This window comes from Agromyces humi, assembly GCF_009720255.1.
Taxonomy (GTDB): Bacteria; Actinomycetota; Actinomycetes; order Actinomycetales; family Microbacteriaceae; genus Agromyces; species Agromyces humi.
This window is the reverse complement of record NZ_WJSP02000604.1, coordinates 1-1524: the sequence shown is the minus strand read 5'-3', so window position 1 is coordinate 1524 and position 1524 is coordinate 1. Positions and strand designations below refer to the sequence as shown.

General features: G+C 72.1%; 1 protein-coding gene and 1 pseudogene. Both read left to right on the top strand.

The annotated features are described in order from the left end of the window. Positions 1–329: 329 nt before the first annotated feature. Positions 330–731, top strand: a pseudogene (locus GH736_RS22745) (ATP-binding cassette domain-containing protein); the annotation flags it as partial. 80 nt (positions 732–811) lie between these two features. After that, a partial coding sequence (locus GH736_RS22740) for a GuaB3 family IMP dehydrogenase-related protein (RefSeq protein WP_159607269.1) occupies positions 812–1524 on the top strand: 713 nt, incomplete at its 3' end.

Sequence of the window (1524 nt, the reverse complement as noted above, 5' to 3'; positions counted from 1 at the left end):
CACAGCCCACCGGCGCGCCGAAGGTCGGGGCTCCGCGCGATGTCACGGGTCGTGATCTCGACGTTGATGCCGCGGCACGGCGTCGAGCGGGAACGGCCGATCGGCGTCGTCATGTTCGACGACGACCTCGCGGCGTGCTTCTTCCGTTCGGTGCCAGCCCCCCGCGGGTCGTCTCGCAGCTGCGGGCGAACGCCATGCTCGTTGACCACGAACCAGCCCGGGTCGAATGGAACACCTCGTCCACTAGCGCGGCGGCGCTCCGTGGGATGGCACGCACCATGGGACTGTGCGAAGGACCGGGCGAGCAATGCGGATCGCCCGCGCGACTGCGGACCCTCCTCGACATCCTGCATCGCGGCGACGCGAACCGAGACGGCATGGCCCGCGAGGCGGCGAGCTCGGCCCTCGACCGGTACGGGCTCGCGGCATCCGCCCAGCAGCGGTTCGAGTCGCTGTCGGGCGGCCAGCAGGCGCGCCTGCAGATCCTGCTGCTCGAGCTCTCGGGCGTCACCCTGCTGCTGCTCGACGAGCCGACCGACAACCTCGACCTCGTCTCGGCACAGGCGCTCGAGGACGCGCTCGTGCGGTTCGACGGCACCGTGGTCGCGGTCACGCACGACCGGTGGTTCACGCGCAGCTTCGACCGGTTCGTGGTGTTCCGCTCCGACGGCGAGGTCGTCGAGACGGATGCGCCCGTGTGGGACGAGGCGCGGGTCGTGCGCGAGCGCTGAGCGTCTTGCCCGCCGGCGGCCCCGTCCGAGCGCGGCGGGCGCCTGCGGGCGGCGCCTGGCCCGTTCGCTAGGGTTGAGGGGTGACCCAGGAGATCGAGATCGGCCGCTCAAAGCGGGGCCGCCGCGTCTACGCGTTCGACGACATCGCCATCGTGCCGAGCCGGCGGACGCGCGACCCCGAGGACGTCTCGGTCGGCTGGTCGATCGACGCGTACCAGTTCGACCTCCCCTTCCTCGCCGCGCCGATGGACTCGGTCGTCTCGCCTCGCACGGCGATCATGATGGGCGAGCTCGGCGGCCTGGGCGTGCTCGACCTCGAGGGCCTCTGGACCCGCTACGAGGACCCCGAGCCCGTGCTCGCCGAGATCCGCAACCTCGCGCCCGAGCAGGCGACCGAGCGGATGCAGCAGCTCTACGCCGAGCCGATCAAGCCCGACCTCGTCACGGCTCGGCTCGCCGAGATCCGCGCGGCGGGCGTCACGGTCGCGGGCGCGCTCTCACCGCAGCGCACCCAGGAGCTCTACGAGACCGTGGTCGCGGCGGGCGTCGACCTGTTCGTGATCCGCGGCACGACGGTCTCGGCCGAGCACGTCTCGAAGAACCAGGAGCCGCTGAACCTCAAGAAGTTCATCTACGAGCTCGACGTGCCGGTGATCGTCGGCGGTGCCGCGACCTACACCGCCGCCCTGCACCTCATGCGCACGGGTGCGGCCGGGGTGCTCGTCGGCTTCGGCGGCGGCGCGGCCTCGACGACGCGGGCCACGCTCGGCATCCACGCGCCCATGGCCACGGC